Genomic DNA, 17,343 nt, shown 5'->3' with positions numbered 1-17,343 from the left:
TTCAGGCGCGTAAATGCTGATGAATCGCGCCCGCGAGGGTCGGGCCGATGCCCCGGACGTCGCCGATGGCCTCCTCGGGGGCTTCCTTCAGCCGGGCCACCGAGCCGAAGTGCGCCAGCAGCACCTTCACCCGGGCCGGGCCGAGCCCGGGGATCTCGGCGAGCACCGTCGAAATGTCGCGCTTGCGCCTGGACCGTTGGTGAGCGATCGCGAACCGGTGCGCCTCGTCCCTGATCCGCTGGATCAGGAACAGGGCGTCGCTGTTGCGCGGCAGGATCACCGGGTACTCCGAGTCCGGCAGCCAGATTTCCTCCAGTCGCTTGGCGATGCCGCAGAGCGCGATCCCGGTTATCCCCGCGTCGGCCAGCGCCCGGGCGGCCGCGGCCACCTGGGGCTGGCCGCCGTCGACGATGAGGAGGTTGGGACGGTAGCGGAACTTCTTCCGTTTCTGCTCGGCGGACTCGGCCAGGGCGGGGTCGCCGCCGGGCTGGTCGTCGCCGGCCGGATCGTCGCCGGGCACGAGGTAGGCCAGGCGCCGGGACAGCGTGCGGTAGATGGAGTCGGTGTCGTCGGTCGACTCGGGAATCGTGAACCGGCGGTACTCGTCTTTGCGGGGCAGGCCGTCCTCGAACACCACCATGGAAGCCACGATGTTCGTGCCGCTCAGGTGGGAGACGTCGTAGCACTCCATCCGGAGCGGCGCCTCCGCCATCCCCAGCGCCTCCTGGATGTCTTCGAGCGCCTTCGACCGGGCAACGAAGTCGGAGCTCCGCCGGGTCTTGTACAGCATGAGGGCGTGCCGGGCGTTCTGGGTCGCCGTGGCCAGCAGCGCCGCCTTCTCCCCGCGCTGGGCCGCGACGAGGCGCACCTTCCGGTTCGCCAGCCCGGCCAGCAGCGTCTCCAGCGCCTCGGCGTCGTCCGGGAGCTGCGGCACGACGATCTCGCGCGGCGGCGGGCTGTCGGCACTGTACGCGGTCTGCATGATCGAGTCGATCAGTTCCCCGGTCGTCACGTCGAGTTCCTTGTCGACCATCCAGCCGCGCACACCACGGATGCGCCCGCCCCGCACGATGAACAGTTGCACCGCAGCCGCCAGCTCGTCTTCGTCGATGCCGAAGAGGTCGATGTCGACGCTGTCCCGCAGCACGACGGCGCTCTTTTCGAGCACGGCGTTCAGCGCCATCACCTGGTCGCGCCGTTTGGCGGCGAGCTCGTAGTCCTGGGCTCCCGCGGCGACCTTCATCTCGGCCGTCAGCCTGTTGATCAGCTTCTTGTCCTGGCTGCCCATGAAGCTGACGAACTCGCCGACCCGGGCGCGGTGTTCCTCGATGCTCACCGTGCCGGAACACGGACCGAAACAGCGGCCGATCTGGCCGGCGAAGCAGGGCTTGCCCGACTGCATGGCCCGCTTGTAGTTGGCGTTGTTGCAGGTGCGGATCGGGAAGGCCTTGAGCATCAGTTCGATCGTCTCGTACACCGCCCAGACCTTGGGGTACGGGCCGAAATACCGTGCGCCGCGGATGCCGGTGGTTCGGGTGACGAGCGCGCGCGGCGCCTCGTCGGCGAGCGTCACCGCCAGGTAGGGGTAGGACTTGTCGTCCTTGAACTGCACGTTGAAGGGCGGATCGAACTCGTTGATCCAGGTCCACTCGAGTTGCAGCGCCTCCACCTCGGTGCCCACGACGGTCCATTCGACGCCGGTGGCGGTCGTGACCATGCGCCGCGTGCGCTCGTGCAGGCTGCTGAGCGGGGCGAAGTAGTTGCTCAGCCGGGCGCGCAGGTTCTTGGCCTTGCCGACATAGAGAACCCGCCCGGAGGCATCCCGGAACCGGTACACCCCCGGGCTGGTGGGAATTTCGCCCGTTTTCGGGCGGTAGCTCAGTGCGTCAGACATCGGCTCTTTCGGCGGCGGTCATCGCGGGCGGCGGTCATCGCGTGGCAGCAGTCATCGCGCGTCGAGGATCTCCTTGAGGAAGGTGCCGGTGTGGCTGCGCTTGACGGTGGCCAGGTGTTCCGGCGTGCCGCTGGCGAGCACGCGGCCTCCCCCGGAGCCGCCCTCCGGTCCCATGTCGATCACCCAGTCGGCCGATTTGATGACGTCGAGGTTGTGTTCGATGACGACGACGGTGTTGCCCTTGTCGACGAGGCTGTTCAGCACGAGCAGGAGCTTGCGAACGTCCTCGAAGTGCAGGCCGGTGGTCGGTTCGTCGAGCACGTACACGCTCCGCCCGTTCGACCGGCGCTGCAGCTCGGTCGCAAGCTTCACCCGCTGCGCCTCGCCGCCGGAGAGGGTCGTCGCGCTCTGGCCGAGACGCACGTAGCCGAGCCCCACCTCGACGAGGGTCTTCAGGAAACGGTGGATCGCGGAGATCGGCTCGAAGAACTCGGCGGCGTCGCTGATGGGCATGTCCAGCACCTCGGCGATGTTCTTGCCCTTGTAGTGCACGGTCAGCGTGTCGCGGTTGTAGCGCGCTCCCCCGCACACCTCGCAGGCGACATAGACGTCGGGCAGGAAGTTCATTTCGATCTTGATCGTGCCGTCGCCCGAGCAGGCCTCGCAGCGTCCGCCCTTGACGTTGAAGCTGAACCGGCCGGGGAGGTAGCCGCGGGCCTTGGCCTCCATCGTCTCGGAGAACAGCGTGCGGATCTTGTCGAAGACGCCGGTGTAGGTGGCCGGGTTGGAGCGCGGAGTGCGCCCGATCGGCGCCTGGTCGACGTGGATGACCTTGTCGAGGTGGTCGAGGCCGGTCACCCGCGTGTGCTTGCCCGGGAGCTTGCGGGCGCCGTTGAGCTTGTTGGCGAGCACGCGATAGAGGATGTCGTTGACCAGCGAGGACTTGCCGGAGCCGCTGACCCCGGTTACCGCGGTGAACGTGCCGAGTGGGAAACTCGCGGTCACCTTGCGCAGGTTGTTGGCCTCGGCGCCGGTGACGACAATCTGCCGCTCCGGGTCGACTTCGCGCCGCGTGGTCGGCGTCGGGATCGACTTGCGCCCCGCGAGGTAGTCGCCGGTGAGCGACTTCTTGTTGGCGAGCAGCGATTCGTAGGATCCGGAGTGCACGACGTGCCCGCCGTTCACGCCCGCGCCGGGCCCGATGTCGACGATCCAGTCGGCGGTGCGGATGGTGTCCTCGTCGTGCTCGACCACGATCAGGGTGTTGCCGAGGTCGCGCAGGGCGACCAGGGTCTCGATCAGGCGGCGGTTGTCCCGCTGGTGCAGGCCGATGCTCGGCTCGTCGAGCACGTAGAGCACCCCGGTCAGACCGGAGCCGATCTGGGTGGCCAGGCGGATGCGCTGGGCCTCGCCGCCGGACAGGGTCGCCGCGGCGCGGGCCAGGTTGAGGTAGTTGAGGCCGACCCGGATGAGGAAGTCCAGGCGCACCTTGATCTCCCGCAGTACCTGGGCCGCGATGGTCTGTTCCCGCTCGGTCAGGTCGAGCTTGTTCATGAACGCGCGCGCATCGCTGAGGCTGAGCTCGCAGACATCCGCGATGCTCGCGTCGTGCACCTTCACCGCGAGCACCTCTGGCTTCAGCCGGGTGCCGTCGCAGACCGGGCAGGGCACTTCGCGCAGGTATTCGCCCCAGCGCTGGCGCTGGGTGTCGGTCTCGGCCTGAAGGTACTGGCGTTCGATGTACGGGACGACCCCTTCGAAGCCGGAGGTGTAGCTCATCTCCCGGCCGTAGCGGTTCTTCCACTTCACCCGCACCTCGAAGTTGTCGCCGCGGAGCACCGCGTTCTGCACCTCGCTGCTGAGGTCTGCCCAGGGCGTGTCGAGGGAGAAATCGAGGTCCCTGGCGAGCCCGGCGAGGAGCTTCTCGTAGTACTGGAACAGGCCCTTGCCCTGCGTGGTCCAGGGCAGCACGACGCCTTCGGCGATGCTGAGCTCCGGGTCGCCGAGCAGCAGGTCGGCGTCCACCGACATCCGGGTGCCGAGTCCGGAACACTCGGGGCAGGCGCCGAAGGGGGCGTTGAAGGAGAAGGTGCGCGGTTCGATCTCGGTGAGCTGTACCGGGTGGTTGTTCGGGCAGGAGAGCTTCTCGGAGAAGCTCCGCCAGGCGGCGTCGCCCTCGAGGTCGATGAAGTTGACCTGCACGAGCCCGGAGGTGAGCTTGAGTGCGGTCTCGAGCGAGTCGGTCAGGCGGCTGAGCAGCTCGGGGCCGGCGACGAGCCGGTCGACGACCACGGAGATGTCGTGCTTGAGCTGCTTCTTAAGGGTGGGCGGTTCGTTCAGCTGGATCTGGACGCCGTCGACGATCGCGCGCGAGTAGCCGCCGGCCGCGAGTTCCTTGAACAGGTCGACGAACTCGCCTTTTTTCTGGGAGATGACCGGGCTGAGCACCTGGTACCGGGTGCCGGCCTCCAGTTCCATCAGCTGGTCGGCGATCTGCTGCACGGTCTGCGACCGGATGACCTCGCCGCAGATCGCGCAGTGGGGCACGCCGATCCGCGCCCAGAGCAGGCGCATGTAGTCGTAGACCTCGGTGATGGTGCCGACCGTCGACCGCGGGTTGCGGTTCGTGGACTTCTGGTCGATCGAGACGGCGGGGCTCAGCCCCTCGATGAAGTCGACGTCGGGCCGGTCGACCTGGCCCAGGAACTGCCGGGCGTAGGCGGACAGCGACTCCACGTACCGCCGCTGGCCCTCGGCGAAGATCGTGTCGAAGGCGAGCGAGGATTTGCCGGATCCGGACAGGCCGGTGAAAACGACCAGCGAGTCCCGCGGGATCTCCAGGTCCACATTGTGGAGGTTGTGAACGCGCGCACCGCGGACGCTCAGCACGGGCCCGGACTCTACCTTGGTAATTGACACCCATTGAGTCTATTCAGTGCCGCTGACAGGTCGGTGACACCGGTGAGACCCCGGAGTCAGTCCAGGTGCCCGGCCTTCTCCATATTCCGCAGTTCCCGCTTGAGCTCGGACAGTTCGTCACGCAGCCGCGCGGCGAGTTCGAACTTGAGTTCGCCGGCGGCCTCGAGCATCTGCCCGTTCAGGTCGGCGATGATCGATTCGAGGTCGTTCGCGCCGTTGGCGGCCAGGCCGACCCGCTTCCCGCCGGGAGTCGGCGTGCGGCGGCGGGCATCCCGGCCGGACAGGAGCTCGGCCGTGTCGGCTTCCTCACGCGCCAGGACGTCGGTGATGTCGGCGATCCGTTTGCGCAGCGGGGTCGGGTCGATCCCGTGCAGGGTGTTGTATTCGACCTGCTTCTCGCGCCGGCGGTCGGTTTCGTCGATGGCCCGGGCCATCGAGGGGGTGAGCCGGTCGGCGTACATGTGCACCTGGCCGGACACGTTGCGGGCGGCCCGGCCGATGGTCTGGATGAGCGACGTCGCGGACCGGAGGAAGCCCTCCTTGTCGGCGTCGAGGATGGCGACGAGCGACACCTCCGGCAGGTCGAGGCCTTCCCGGAGCAGGTTGATTCCCACGAGCACGTCGTACAGGCCGGAGCGCAGTTCGGTGAGCAGCTCGACCCGGCGCAGCGTGTCGACGTCGGAGTGCAGGTAGCGCACCCGCACCCCGGCCTCGGTGAGGAAATCGGTGAGCTCTTCGGCCATCTTCTTGGTCAGGGTGGTCACGAGCACGCGTTCGTTGCGCTCGACCCGGAGCCTGATCTGCTCGAGCAGGTCGTCGATCTGTCCGGCGCTGGGCTTGACGATCACCTCGGGGTCGATCAGGCCGGTCGGGCGGATGATCTGCTCGACGATCCCGTCGGCGATCCCCATCTCGTACTTGCCGGGGGTGGCCGAGAGGTAGACGGTCTGGCCGACCCGGTTCTTGAATTCGTCGAACTTGAGCGGCCGGTTGTCGAGCGCGCTCGGAAGCCGGAAGCCGTGCTCGACGAGCGTGCGCTTGCGCGACGAGTCGCCCTCGTACATCGCGCCGATCTGGGGCACGGTGACGTGGGATTCGTCGATCACCATGAGGAAGTCATCCGGGAAGTAGTCGAGCAGGCAGTGCGGCGCTTCGCCCGGGTTGCGGGCGTCGATGTGCCGGGAGTAGTTCTCGATGCCGGAGCAGAACCCGATCTGCTCCATCATCTCGAGGTCGAAGGTGGTGCGCATACGGAGGCGCTGGGCCTCCAGCAGTTTGCCTTCGCGCTCCAGCTGCTCGAGCCGTTCGGCCAGCTCCTCCTTGATCGTGCCGATGGCGCGGTGCATGACATCCGTGCTGGCGACGTAGTGCGAGCCGGGGAAGACCGACACGGCGTCGAGCTTGCGCACGATGTCGCCGGTGAGCGGGTGCAGGCTGTAGAGCGCCTCGATCTCGTCGCCGAACATTTCGATCCGGATCGCCAGTTCCTCGTACATCGGGATGATCTCGATCGTGTCCCCGCGCACCCGGAAGTGGCCGCGGGAGAAGTCGACGTCGTTGCGCTGGTACTGCATCGCCACGAACTTGCGGATCAGCCAGTCCCGCTCGACCCGCTGCCCGACCTGCAGCGCGACCATCGCCTGGAGGTAGCCCTCGGGCGTGCCCAGGCCGTAGATGCAGGACACGGTGGACACGACGATGACGTCCCGCCGGCTGAGCAGCGCGTTCGTCGTCGAGTGGCGCAGCCGTTCCACCTCGGCGTTGATCGACGAGTCCTTCTCAATGAAGGTGTCGGTCTGCGGGACGTAGGCCTCCGGCTGGTAGTAGTCGTAATAGGAGACGAAGTATTCGACCGCGTTGTTGGGCATGAGCGCGCGGAACTCGTTGACCAGCTGGGCGGCGAGGGTCTTGTTGTGGGCGAGCACGAGCGTCGGACGCTGCACCTGCTCGATCAGCCAGGCGGTCGTGGCCGACTTGCCGGTGCCGGTCGCGCCGAGCAGGACGACATCCGTTTCGCCCGCGTTGATGCGGCCGGCCAGCTCGGCAATGGCGGTCGGCTGGTCGCCACTCGGCGTGTACTCGCTGACCACCTCGAAGGGATGCACCGAGCGCGTGGGTTCCATACCCCCAGTCTAGGGAACGCCCCTGACAGTTACCGATCGAGCGCGGCGCGCACGCGCTCGTAGAGCGCGTCGACCTGCTGCAGCGTGTGCGCCAGGGTGCCGTCCGTGTCGATGACGACGTTTGCGACGGCAAGGCGGTCGGCGTCGCTGGCCTGGGAGCCGATCCGGCGGGCGGCATCCGTTTCGTCCATGCCGCGCAGGTCGACCATCCGGCGCGTCCGGGTCTCATCGTCGGCGTGCGCGACGACGATGAGGTCGAAGGGATGGTCGACGGCGGCCTCGACGAGCAGGGGCACGTCGTAGACGACGACGGCGTCCGGGTCGGCCTGCTCGGCGTCTCGGATCAGCTCGTTCGCCAGCGCACGGACGGCGGGGTGCACGATGGCATTGAGCTGGGCGAGGGAGGCCGGGTCGCAGAAGACCCGGCTGCCCAGGGCTGCTCGGTTGAGGCTGCCGTCGGCGTTCAGCACCTCGTCGCCGAAGGTCGCCCGGATCCGGGCGAGGGCGTCCGTGCCGGGCTCGACAACGACCCGGGCCAGGTGGTCGGCGTCGATGTGCACCGCTCCGTGCTGCACCAGGCGCCTGGCCACGGTGCTTTTACCGGATGCGATCCCGCCGGTCAACCCAATCACGTACACGCCTGCCATGCTATCCGCCCCTCCTCGCCGAACTGTGAGTTTGGCACCTTCCCGGGGCACCGGAAGGTGCCAAACTCACAGTTCGGCGGAGGGGGTGGCGGGGAGGGTGGGCGAAAAGACGAAGCAGGCCGCACCCCGAGGGGTGCGGCCTGCTTTCTGTGCGGCCCGGCTACTTGTTGCTGGAGAGCTTTTCGCGAAGTGCTGCGAGTGCCTCGTCGTCCGCGAGGGTGCCGGCGCCGGCAGCCTCGGTGGAGAAGGAGGAGCCTGCGGCGGGCGCGACATCGCCGACGGCGATGATCTCGTCGTTCGCGGATGCAACCTGCTTCTTGTGGGCTTCCCAGCGAGCCTGGGCCGCAGCGTAGTCCTGCTCCCACTTCTCGCGCTGGGTTTCGAAGCCCTCGCGCCACTCGTTGGTCTCCGGGTCGAAGCCCTCGGGGTACTTGTAGTTGCCCTTGTCGTCGTACTCGGTGAGCATGCCGTACAGCGCCGGGTCGAACTCGGTGCCTTCGGGGTCGACGTTCTCGTTGGCCTGCTTGAGGCTCAGCGAGATGCGGCGACGCTCGAGGTCGATGTCGATGACCTTGACGAAGACCTCGTCGCCGACGGAGACAACCTGCTCGGCCAGCTCGACGTGCTTGCCGGAGAGCTCGGAGATGTGAACCAGGCCCTCGATGCCCTCGGCAACGCGAACGAACGCGCCGAACGGAACGAGCTTGGTGACCTTACCCGGTGCAACCTGGCCGATGGCGTGGGTGCGGGCGAAGACCTGCCACGGGTCTTCCTGCGTGGCCTTGAGCGACAGGGACACGCGTTCGCGCTCCAGGTCGACCTCGAGGATCTCGACGGTGACTTCCTGGCCAACCTCGACGACCTCGCTGGCGTGCTCGATGTGCTTCCAGCTGAGCTCGGAAACGTGAACCAGGCCATCGACCCCGCCCAGGTCGACGAACGCACCGAAGTTGACGATCGAGGAGACGACGCCCTTGCGGACCTGTCCCTTCTGGAGGTTGTTGAGGAACGTGGTGCGGCTCTCCGACTGAGTCTGCTCGAGCAGGGCACGACGCGACAGCACAACGTTGTTGCGGTTCTTGTCGAGCTCGAGGATCTTCGCTTCGATCTCCTGGCCCAGGTACGGGGTCAGGTCGCGAACGCGACGCAGCTCGATGAGCGAGGCCGGCAGGAAGCCGCGGAGGCCGATGTCGACGATGAGGCCACCCTTGACGACCTCGATGACCGAACCGGTGACGACGCCGTCCGACTCCTTGATCTTTTCCACATCGCCCCACGCACGCTCGTACTGTGCGCGCTTCTTGGACAGGATGAGGCGGCCTTCTTTGTCTTCTTTCTGAAGGACAAGTGCCTCGACCAGGTCGCCGACCTTGACAACCTCGGAGGGGTCAACGTCGTGCTTGATGGAAAGTTCGCGGGAGGGAATGACACCCTCGGTCTTGTAGCCCACGTCGAGGAGAACCTCGTCGCGGTCGATCTTCACTACGGTTCCTTCGATGAGGTCGCCGTCGTTGAAGAATTTCAGAGTCTTTTCGACCGCGGCAAGGAAGTCTTCAGCAGATCCGATGTCGTTGATGGCGACCTGCTTGGGTGCCCGTTCGGTCGTTGCGATTGTCATGTAGTAGTTGCTCCAGGATGGACATAATTAGGCCACGCGCAGAAAGAGTGATCTTTTTTTGCTCCGCGCATGGCAACGGATAGGACGTCACAAACGTGACGTTCAAGCTTAGCTGTTTGCGGAGGCGTGCGGCAACCTCGCGGATGAGCGCTACTTCAGCAGCGCGGACCGGAGAGTGTCGAGGCCGACGCCGCCGAGGTCGAGGGCCTTGCGGTGGAATTCCTTGATCGAGAAGGCGTCGCCCTCGCGTTCCTTGTACGTGTCCCGCAGCTGCTCCCAGATGCGCTGCCCCACCTTGTAGGACGGGGCCTGCCCGGGCCAGCCGAGGTAGCGGTTCACCTCGAACTTGACGAAGCCCTCGTTCATGTTGACGTTCTTGCCCATGAAGTCGAGGGCGTAGTCGGCGTTCCAGGTGCCGGACCCGTCGGGCAGCGGCTTTCCGAGGTGCACGCCGATGTCGAGGACCACGCGGGCGGCGCGCATCCGCTGCCCGTCGAGCATGCCGAGCCGGTCGGCGGGGTCGTCGAGGTAGCCCAGCTGCTCCATCAGGCGTTCCGCGTAGAGCGCCCAGCCCTCGGCGTGTCCCGAGGTGCCGGCGAGCTGGCGGCGCCAGGTGTTGAGTTTCGCGCGGTTGTAGACGGCCTGGCCGATCTGCAGGTGGTGCCCAGGGACGCCCTCGTGGTAGACCGTGGTGAGTTCGCGCCAGGTGTCGAACTCGGTGACGCCGGCCGGAACGGACCACCACATCCGGCCGGGGCGGGAGAAGTCGTCCGTGGGGCCGGTGTAGTAGATGCCGCCCTCCTGGGTGGGGGCGATCATGCACTCGAGTTTCTTGATCTCGTCGGGGATGTCGAACTGGGTCTCCGAGAGCTCGGCGACGGCGCGGTCGCTGGTCTCCTGCATCCACTTCTGCAGGGCGTCGGTGCCGTGCAGTTTGCGGCTGGGGTCGGTGTCGAGGAACGCGATGGCCTCGAGCACGCTGGCGCCGGGCTTGATCTGGTCGGCGATGCTTTCCTGTTCGGCGACCATCCGGGCGAGTTCCTCCCGGCCCCACTCGTAGGTTTCGTCGAGGTCGATTTTCGCGCCGAGGAACCGGCGCGAGGCCAGGGCGTAGAGTTCGCGGCCGATCGCATCCTTCTCGGTGGCGGCGGGCTGGAGCTCGTCGGCGAGGAAGGCGGCCAGCTTGCCGTACGCGGCTGCGGAGCTCTGGGCGGCTGTGCCCAGGTCCCTGGCCAGGCTGGCGGGCAGGCTGCCCTCGGCGAGCGTGGCGTCCGAGGTGAAGTGCGTGAAGAAGCCGTCGTTGGCCGCGTGGCGCTTGGCCTGCAGGAACACCTCCTGCACCTGGCGGCGGGCCGGCGTGATCCCGCGCTCGATGCCGAGGCGGAGCGTCTCGATGTAGCCGTCGATCGCGGCCGGCAGGCTGCCGAGGCGCGAGGAGATGTTCTCCCAGTCGCCGACCGTGTCGGTGGGCATGAGGTCGAAGATCTCCCGGATGCCCTGGGCCGGGGAGGCGATCACGTTCAGGTCGCGCAGCTGCAGCTGGGCCTCGGAGCTCTCGACCTCGAGGGCGAGGTCGCTGCGCAGGTCCGTCTGGGTCACCTCGTCGACGTCGTCGACGGCCGTGGCGGCATCCAGCCGGGCGATGACCCGCTTGGCCGCCTCGATCGTGCGTTCGTGGCCGGCCGGCGAATAGTCGCCGAAGCGGCCGTTGCCCTCGGTGCGCCCGATGTAGGTGCCGACGGTGGGGTCGATTTCGACGAGGGTGTCTACCCACTCTTCGGCAATCCGGTCGATTGCCGTCGGGGTGCGCTGGATGTCATGAGTCATGGGCACGAGCCTAGGACACGCAGTGCGCCGAGAGCGGGAGCCTCACGCGGAGGCGCGCCGGGGCGCCGGGGCGCCGAGCTCGACCGTTCCGGTCGAGTTTGCCCTGCAGACCAGTCAAGGTCGACCGGAAGTGCCAAACTCGGCGAACCGCGACCCGATCAGTGCGCCGCCTCGTCCCAGTTCCGGCCGCGGCCGATCTGCACGTCCAGGGGCACCAGCAGGTCCGCCGCGGTCGACATCCGGAGGGTGACCACCGAGCGAAGCGCCTCGAATTCGCCGGGGGCCACGTCGAAGACGAGTTCGTCATGAACCTGGAGCAGCATCCGAGACTCCATCGCCGCCTCGCTGAGGTCTTCGGCGATGCCGATCATCGCGAGCTTCATGATGTCGGCGGCGGAGCCCTGGATCGGCGCGTTCAGGGCGGCGCGCTCGGCGTTTTCCCGCAGCACCCGGTTGGGGCTGTGCAGTTCGGGGAAGGGGCGCCGGCGGCCGAAGATCGTCTCGGTGTAGCCGTCGATTTTCGCCTGTTCGACGACGTGGCGGAGGTAGTCGCGCACGGCGCCGAAGCGGGAGAAATAGTCGGTCATCAGCTGCTTGGCCTCGCTGCTCTGGATGCGCAACTGCTTCGACAGCCCGAACGCGCTCAGGCCGTAGGCGAGACCGTAGGACATGGCCTTCACCCGGGAGCGCATTTGCGGGGTGACCTCGTCGGGGGCGACGCCGAAGATCCGCGATCCCACGAACCGGTGCAGGTCCTCGCCGGCGTTGAACGCCTCGATCAGCCCGGCGTCGCCGGAGAGGTGCGCCATGATCCGCATCTCGATCTGCGAATAGTCGGCGGTGAGCAGGCACTCCGCGCCCTCGCCGGCCTGGAACGCGGCCCGGATCCGGCGGCCCTCCTCGGTGCGGATGGGGATGTTCTGCAGGTTCGGGTCGTTCGAGGAGATCCGTCCGGTGGCCGTGCCGATCTGCACGTAGTTGGTGTGGATCCGCCCGGTCTCGTCGATCGCCTTGTCCAGCGTTTCCACGATCTGGCGCAGCTTGGTGGCGTCGCGGTGCTTCAGCAGGAGGTCCAGGAACGGATGCGGGTTGCTGGCCTGGAGATCGGCGAGGGCGCCGGCATCCGTCGTGAACCCGGTCTTGTTCGCCCGGGTGCGCGGCATTCCCAGCTGGTCGAAGAGCACCTCCTGCAGTTGCTTGGGCGAGCCGAGGTTCACCTCGCGGCCGATCTCGGCGTACGCGCCCGCGGCCAGGTGCGCCGCCGTGTCCCCCAGCTCGGCGGAGAGCACCGCGAGCTGGTCGTGCGAGACAGAGATCCCGGCGAGCTCCATCTCGGCCAGTGCCCGCAGGGTGGGCATCTCAATCGCGGTAAGCACGTGGCGCGAGCCGGGGTCGAGCCTGTCCAGCACGGCCGTGGACAGGCGCAGGGTGTACCAGGCCTGCTGGGGTACTCCCCCGTCGGCGGACTCGTCCGGCACGAGCTGGTTGGGGTCGTGGACCGGGAGGACCTCGTCGAGGTACCGGGAGACCAGGTCGGCCAGGGTCTTGTCGGGGCCGCCGGGTCGCAGCAGCCAGCCGGCGACGAGGGTGTCGACGGCGAGCCCGCCGAGGACCAGGTTGCTGCGGCTGATCGCCTTGGCCTGGTGCTTGGCGTCGTGCATGATCTTGGGAGCATCGCTGGCCAGCCAGGCCTCGAAGGGCGCGTAGTCGGCGCGGTCGGGCTGCCACGGAAGGTTGAGAGCGTCGGTCCGGCTGGCCAGTCCGAATCCGATCGCCACGCCGCCCTGCACCTCGACGGTCAGCCCGAGCCCGTCCGGGCAGGCTGCGGTCGCGCGGGTGATCCACGCTTCCAGTTCCTCGTCGAGCAGGTCGTGGGCGCGCGGCGCGACCGGCAGGTCGGCGCGCGGCTCGGCCGGAGCGGCCACGGTCGCGGCAGCCGCGGTGTCCCCGCCCTCCAGCTTGATCACGCGTTCGAGCAGGCTCTTGAACTCGAGGCGGCCGAAGACCTCGCGCACGGCCTCCTGGTTGATCGGCGCGCGCCCGAGGTCGGTGATCTCGACCGGCAGGTCGAGGTCGGTGACCAGGTGGTTGAGGCGGCGGTTGCGGATCGCGTTGTCCTTCTGTTCGCGCAGATTGTTTCCGACGACGCCCTTGATCTCGTCGGCGTGCTCGAGGATGCCGTCCAGGCTGCCGTAGAGGCCCAGCCACTTCACCGCGGTCTTCTCGCCGACCTTGGAGATGCCGATCAGGTTGTCGCTGGTTTCGCCGACCAGGGCTGCGACATCCGGGTACTGGCCCGGGTCGACGCCGTAGCGTTCGCGCACGCGGTCGGGGTCGTACCGGGTCAGGGCGGAGACGCCCTGGCTGGCCGGGTAGAGCAGCGTCACGTTCTCGTTGACGAGCTGGATGGTGTCCCGGTCCCCGGACACGACGAGCACGTGGTATCCCTCTGTGGTGCCGCGCACCGACAGCGTCGCGAGGATGTCGTCGGCCTCGTAGTCGGCTTTGGTGAGGGTGGTGATGTTCATCGCCGCGAGGGCCTGCTCGAGCAGCGGCACCTGGCCGATGAACTCCGACGGCGTCGCGCCGCGGGTGCCCTTGTATTCCGGGTACTCCCTCGTGCGGAAGGAGGCTCGGGAGATGTCGAAAGCGACCGCGATGTGGGTCGGCTTCTCCGTGCGCAGGAGGCTGAGCAGCATCGACAGGAACCCATGGATGGCGTTGGTGTGCTGCCCGTCATGGGTTTGGAAACTGTCCAGCGGCAGGGCGTGAAACGCTCGGAACGCCAGGGAATGGCCGTCAATGATCATGAGGGTAGGCTTTTCGGAGTCCAACACACTCCCAGCCTACAAGCGTCCTCCGCCCGGGCCGGGCCAGCGATCAAAGGTGAACATGACCAATCAGACCCAGGATTCGCTCGCGTGGGTGCAGGAGCGCGGCGCGGGAGCCCTCGCCGAGAAGATGGGCATTGAGTTCCTGGAGTTCACCGCCCGGCGGGCCGTTGCCCGGATGCCGGTCGAGGGCAACACCCAGCCGGCGATGCTCATGCACGGCGGGGCATACGTCGTTCTGGGCGAGTCGCTCGGATCCATGGCCGCGAACCTGCACGCCGGTCAGGGGAAGCTGGCCGTCGGTATCGAAATCAATGCCACGCACACCGGGTCGGCCACCTCCGGCCATGTGACCGGGGTCTGCACCGCGATCCACCTGGGCCGGACGCTGACCACGCACGAGATCGTCGTCACCGACGACCGCGGACGCCGGTGCTCGACCATCCGGATCACGAACCTGATCAAGGACCTGCCGGGCGCGTCCTGACCGGGCGCTGGTGCCCCAGCCGGTGCCGGCTGGGCTGGGGCGGTCACCGTGACGGTTGTTGCCTGACGTCTATTTCTTGGCGGAGAGCTGCTCGATGATCGCCTGGGCGACGTCGTGCATGGTGAGGCGCCGGTCCATGGAGGCCTTCTGGATCCAGCGGAACGCCTCGGGCTCGGTGAGGCCCATCTTCTCGTTGAGCAGGCCCTTGGCCCGGTCGACGAGCTTGCGGGTCTCGAAGCGCTCGACCAGGTCGGCAACCTCGGCCTCGAGCGTGATGATCTGGCTGTAGCGCGAGAGGGCGATCTCGATCGCGGGCAGCAGGTCGTTGGGGGTGAACGGCTTCACGACGTAGGCGAGCGCACCGGCCTCGGTCGCACGCTCGACGAGCTCCTTCTGGCTGAACGCGGTCAGCAGCACGACCGGGGCGATGTGCGCCTTGGTGATGCGTTCGGCGGCGGAAATTCCGTCGAGGTGGGGCATCTTCACGTCCATGATGACCAGGTCCGGCCGGAGTTCCATGGCCAGGGCCACTGCCGTCTCGCCGTCGCCGGCCTCGCCGACGACCTCGAAGCCGTTGTCACGGAGAATCTCGACGATGTCAAGACGGATGAGGGATTCATCCTCCGCAACGACAACGCGGCGGGGAGGAGTGGGGGGAGTCTCTTGGTCGGTCACAGGCAAAAGCCTACGGTATTCTGGGGCAGGCGATGTGAGCCGGTGTGGCGGAATGGCAGACGCGGAGCACTCAAAATGCTTTGTTCGAAAGGACGTGTGGGTTCGAGTCCCACCACCGGTACCACTCACACCCTGATTGTCGCCGCCCACGCGCACCCAGCGCGGAACGCGCGCTGAGTCGCGGACAAAGTACCTTCCCGTGCGAATTGAAGGTGCTTTCTCCGCAACTCAGGCGCGCGCGGGCTGAGCGTCGCGAGCGGCCCACCAGGCGAACGCGTCGTCGACCACGTCGTCGATCCAGTCGAAACGGTCCAGGGCGGAGATCTCCGCCCTGGTGAACCAGCCCAGCTGCGACACTTCCTCCTGCTCGAGCCACTGCACGCCGGAGTTCAGCCGGCACGCGTACACGGTCGTGACATAGGACACCTGGTCGCCGTTCGGGTACGTGGTGGCCAGCCGTTGGCCACCGTAGCTCCCGACGACCCCGAGCACGTTTCCGTCGGCGCCCGTTTCCTCCATCAGTTCCCGGCGCACGGCATCCAGCGGTTCCTCGAATGGTTCGATGCCGCCGCCGATGAATCCCCATCTGTCGCCGGCGACGTGGCGGGCGAGCAGGAGACGGTCGTCGTCGTCGAACACCGCGGCGGTGACGCCGGGGAGGAGCACGAGGTCGTGCCCGATGTGGCGACGCAGGTGTGAGACGTAATCCGAGGCAGGCATGCGCCCCACCCTACGTCGGCGGCCGCCGAGTTGCGGACAAAGTACCTTCGCGCGCGAAAGGAAGGTGCTTTGTCCGCGACTCAGCCCCGCGGAGGGTCCCATGCAGCGCCCACTCATGGGGCGAACGTCAGGTCGGGGCGAACGTCAGGTGCGGGCGTACGCCGGAGCGACCTCGTTGTGGGCGTCGCCGACGCGGTGCACGCGGATGTCGTTGGTGGAACCGACGATTCCGGGAGGGGAACCGGAGATGACCACGACGGTGTCGCCGATTTCGGCCAGGCCCTCGCCGAGCAGCATGTCGTCGACCTGCCCGAACATGGCGTCCGTGTGGGTCACCCGGTCGACCAGGTAGGTCTGGATGCCCCAGGTCAGCGCCAGGCGGCGACGGATGCCGGGCTCCGGCGTGAAGGCCAGCATCGGGATCTTGGACCGCAGGCGGGACATCCGCCTCGCCGAGTCGCCGGATTCGGTGAAGATGCAGAGGTATTTCGCCTCGACGAATTCGGCCACTTCGATGGCGGCGAGGGTGATCGCGCCGCCCTGGGTGCGCGGCTTGTTCGTCAGCGGCTGGATGCGCTCCAGGCCGTGTTCCTCGGTGGACATGATGATCCGGGCCATGGTCTGCACGGTCACGACCGGGTACTCGCCGACGCTGGTCTCGCCGCTGAGCATCACGGCGTCCGCGCCGTCGAGCACGGCGTTGGCGACGTCGGAGGTTTCCGCGCGGGTCGGAACCGGGGAGTGGATCATCGACTCGAGCATCTGGGTGGCGACGATGACCGGCTTCGCCATACGGCGGGCGATCTCGACGGCGCGCTTCTGCACGATCGGCACGGCCTCGAGCGGGAGCTCGACGCCGAGGTCGCCGCGGGCGACCATGATGGCGTCGAAGGCATCGATGATCTCCTCGAGGTTTTCGACGGCCTGGGGCTTCTCGATCTTCGCGATCACGGGAACGCGACGGCCCTCCTCGGCCATGATGTTGTGCACCCGGGTGACGTCGGCGGCGTCGCGCACGAACGACAGGGCGATCAGGTCGGCGCCGAGGCGCAGGCCCCAGCGCAGGTCGGCCTCGTCCTTCTCGGACAGCGCGGGGACGTTGACGGCGACGCCGGGCAGGTTGATGCCCTTGTTGTTCGAGACGGGACCGGCGACGATCACGCGGGTGGTGACGACGATGCCATCCGTCGCCTCAACCTGAACCTTGACCTTGCCGTCGTCGATGAGCAGGAAGTCACCCGGCTGCACGTCGAGGGGCAGGCCCTTGTAGGTCGTTCCGGAGAGTTCCTTCGTGCCCACGACGTCCTGGGTCGTGATCTTGAAGGTGTCCCCGACCGCGAGCTCGTAGGGGCCGTCTTCGAACTTGCCGAGGCGGATCTTCGGTCCCTGGAGGTCGACCATCACGGCTACGGCGCGGCCGGAGTCGTTGGCGGCCTTGCGCACATTGGCGTAGATGCCCTCGTGGATGTCGTACGTTCCGTGACTCAGGTTCATCCGGCAGACGTCGACGCCCGCATCGATGATCGCCCGGATCTGCTCATACGTGGATGCTGCCGGCCCGAGGGTGGCGACGATTTTAGCGCGTCTCATACTGGTGGAGCT

11 protein-coding genes and 1 tRNA gene are annotated in these 17,343 nt (G+C 67.4%); 2 read left to right on the top strand and 10 right to left on the bottom strand.

The genetic code is table 11. From position 1 onward, the window contains the following. Position 1 precedes the first annotated feature (1 nt). The 7 genes from uvrC to polA all read right to left on the bottom strand — a co-directional run bounded on the left by uvrC (position 2) and on the right by polA (position 13,865). Entirely contained in the window at positions 2-1,894 is a 1,893-nt protein-coding gene (gene uvrC, locus E3T33_RS02955) for an excinuclease ABC subunit UvrC (protein WP_134574706.1), read from the bottom strand. A 51-nt stretch (positions 1,895-1,945) separates the two neighbouring features. Continuing rightward, positions 1,946-4,813 (bottom strand): excinuclease ABC subunit UvrA, encoded by a 2,868-nt coding sequence (uvrA, locus tag E3T33_RS02950; RefSeq protein ID WP_134574705.1) that lies wholly within the window; start codon positions 4,811-4,813, stop codon positions 1,946-1,948. Between the two features lie 56 nt (positions 4,814-4,869). Continuing rightward, positions 4,870-6,936, bottom strand: a complete 2,067-nt coding sequence (uvrB, locus tag E3T33_RS02945) for an excinuclease ABC subunit UvrB (protein ID WP_134574704.1) — start codon at positions 6,934-6,936, stop codon at positions 4,870-4,872. A gap of 29 nt (positions 6,937-6,965) precedes the next feature. Further along, positions 6,966-7,574 carry a dephospho-CoA kinase gene (gene coaE / locus E3T33_RS02940; protein WP_134574703.1) on the bottom strand — a complete coding sequence of 203 codons (609 nt, stop codon included), beginning with the start codon at positions 7,572-7,574 and terminating at the stop codon, positions 6,966-6,968. A gap of 169 nt (positions 7,575-7,743) precedes the next feature. After that, a complete protein-coding gene (rpsA, locus tag E3T33_RS02935) occupies positions 7,744-9,201 on the bottom strand; it encodes a 30S ribosomal protein S1 (RefSeq protein ID WP_092322001.1) in 1,458 nt (485 codons plus the stop codon). Between the two features lie 150 nt (positions 9,202-9,351). Then, positions 9,352-11,028 (bottom strand): DUF885 domain-containing protein, encoded by a 1,677-nt coding sequence (locus tag E3T33_RS02930; RefSeq protein WP_092322002.1) that lies wholly within the window; start codon positions 11,026-11,028, stop codon positions 9,352-9,354. Between the two features lie 158 nt (positions 11,029-11,186). Beyond that, a complete protein-coding gene (gene polA, locus E3T33_RS02925; protein WP_092322003.1) occupies positions 11,187-13,865 on the bottom strand; it encodes a DNA polymerase I in 2,679 nt (892 codons plus the stop codon). A 55-nt stretch (positions 13,866-13,920) separates the two neighbouring features. On the opposite strand from polA, the gene E3T33_RS02920 reads away from it, so the two are divergent. Beyond that, positions 13,921-14,346, top strand: coding sequence for a hotdog fold thioesterase (locus E3T33_RS02920; RefSeq protein ID WP_092322005.1), 426 nt, complete (start codon positions 13,921-13,923; stop codon positions 14,344-14,346). Positions 14,347-14,415: 69 nt separating this feature from the next. On the opposite strand, the gene E3T33_RS02915 is transcribed toward E3T33_RS02920, so the two are convergent. Continuing rightward, positions 14,416-15,021: a response regulator gene (locus E3T33_RS02915; RefSeq protein ID WP_092322006.1), complete on the bottom strand. Its 606-nt coding sequence runs from the start codon at positions 15,019-15,021 to the stop codon at positions 14,416-14,418. Between the two features lie 38 nt (positions 15,022-15,059). On the opposite strand from E3T33_RS02915, the gene E3T33_RS02910 reads away from it, so the two are divergent. After that, positions 15,060-15,145: transfer RNA gene (locus E3T33_RS02910), tRNA-Leu, on the top strand. A 104-nt stretch (positions 15,146-15,249) separates the two neighbouring features. On the opposite strand, the gene E3T33_RS02905 is transcribed toward E3T33_RS02910, so the two are convergent. Beyond that, positions 15,250-15,741, bottom strand: coding sequence for an NUDIX domain-containing protein (locus tag E3T33_RS02905; RefSeq protein WP_092322008.1), 492 nt, complete (start codon positions 15,739-15,741; stop codon positions 15,250-15,252). Between the two features lie 144 nt (positions 15,742-15,885). Next, positions 15,886-17,331, bottom strand: coding sequence for a pyruvate kinase (gene pyk / locus E3T33_RS02900; protein WP_092322009.1), 1,446 nt, complete (start codon positions 17,329-17,331; stop codon positions 15,886-15,888). Positions 17,332-17,343 lie beyond the last annotated feature (12 nt).

This window comes from Cryobacterium sp. TMT1-2-1 (genome assembly GCF_004403955.1).
Classification (GTDB): domain Bacteria; phylum Actinomycetota; class Actinomycetes; order Actinomycetales; family Microbacteriaceae; genus Cryobacterium; species Cryobacterium psychrotolerans.
This window is presented reverse-complemented; position numbering and strand designations above follow the sequence as displayed.